The sequence below is a fragment of the Microbacterium sp. zg.Y909 genome (genome assembly GCF_024626565.1).
On sequence record NZ_JANJFJ010000625.1, the window covers coordinates 1 to 1616 of the forward strand.

A 1616-nucleotide genomic window follows, 5' to 3' on the forward strand; every position below is an offset into this window, starting at 1 on the left:
CCCGCCGTGCGGCTGCGGGTCATCGACGACGCCGGCCGGGCGCGGGTGCCGTTCACCACCGGCATCCTCGTCGGCATCGGCGAGACGCTGCGGGACCGGGCGGAGTCGCTCGTGGCCATCCGCGACGCGCACGAGCGCCACGGGCACGTGCAGGAGGTGATCGTGCAGAACTTCCGCGCCAAGCCGCAGACGGCGGCGCAGTCCGCACCGGACGCGGACCTGCGGGAGTATGTCGCGGCCGTCGCCGTTGCGCGTCTCGTGCTGGGACCGCGCACGCGGGTGCAGGTGCCGCCGAACCTGTCGGATCCGACGGAGTTCGCTCTGCTGGTGCGGGCGGGCGCGGACGACTGGGGCGGGGTGTCGCCCGTGACCGCCGACCACGTCAACCCCGAGCGACCCTGGCCGCACCTGGACGACCTGGCGCGCCGCACCGCCGACCTCGGCTTCGAACTGCGCGAGCGCCTCACCGCCCACCCGGAGTACATCCAGCCCGCCGACGAGTGGCTCGACCCGGCGATGCACGCGCCGGTCGCGGCGCTGGCCGACCCGGTGTCGGGGCTTGCGGCCGTTGCTTCTGCGGAGGCCGGCGTGCACAGCGTCGGCGATCCCCGCGAGGGCGCGGCCGACGGCCCGGTTTCGGGGTCGCCCGAGGCGGATCGGCGACGTTCTGCACGCGAGGGCGCCGGCAGCTCCATCGCCCGCCTCGCCGAAGAAGCGGCCGACGACCCGCTGAGCCTCGGCGACGACGACTGGGCCCGGCTGCTGCTGGCCACCGGCACCGACCTCGAGTCCGTCGTCGCGACCGCCGACGACGTGCGGCGCTACACGGTGGGCGAGGCGGTGAGCCTCGTGGTCAACCGCAACCTGACCTCCAGCGGCTTCCGCTCGCGCGGCGCGGCCGCGCCCGACGAGTTCGACCTCGCCGACGTCGCAGCGATCGCCGCCGACGCGGCCGATCTCGGCGCGACCGAACTGTGCGTCCAGGGCCTGCTGCCGGCGACCGAGGACCCCGCCGGCTACCTGGCCATCGCCCGCGCGGTGAAGGCCGCGGCCCCCGGCATCCACCTGCACGCCTACCGCCCGCAGGACGTATGGGACCTCGCCGACCGCGGGGGTCTGGGCCTGGACGGCGCCCTCGCGGCGATGCGCGACGCCGGCGTCGACACGGTGCCCGGCACCGGTGTGAAGGTCGCCGCCGAGCGGGTGCGCGCCGCCCTCTTCCCCACCGACCTCGAGGTCGACCGCTGGATCGAGGGCATCTCCGCCGCCCATCGCCACGGCTTCCGCTCGACGAGCGTGCTGTTCTACGGGCACGTCGAGACGGCCGCAGAGCGCGTCGCGCACCTGCGTCTCCTCCGCCGCCTGCAGGATGCCGCGACGGCTGCCCGCGCCGGAGGCGGCTTCACCGAGTTCGTGCCGATCCCGCTGCCCGCCCCGGCCGGTGGCGTGCCGCTCGTGCCCGGGCGCGCGGCCATCGACGAGCACCGCGCCATGGTTGCGGTCGCGCGACTGGCCCTCAACGGCTCGATCCCGCACATCCAGGTGCCGTGGCCGCGCCTCGGCCGGGATGCCGCCGCCGTGCTGCTGCGCGCGGGCGCCGACGACCTGGGCGGGAC

Annotated in this window: 1 protein-coding gene; it reads left to right on the forward strand. The window is 76.1% G+C overall.

Going from position 1 to position 1616, the window contains the following annotated elements; genetic code table 11:
* On the forward strand, positions 1 to 1616 hold a 1616-nt coding region (cofG, locus tag NQ160_RS23550), incomplete at both ends, for a 7,8-didemethyl-8-hydroxy-5-deazariboflavin synthase CofG (RefSeq protein WP_257517421.1).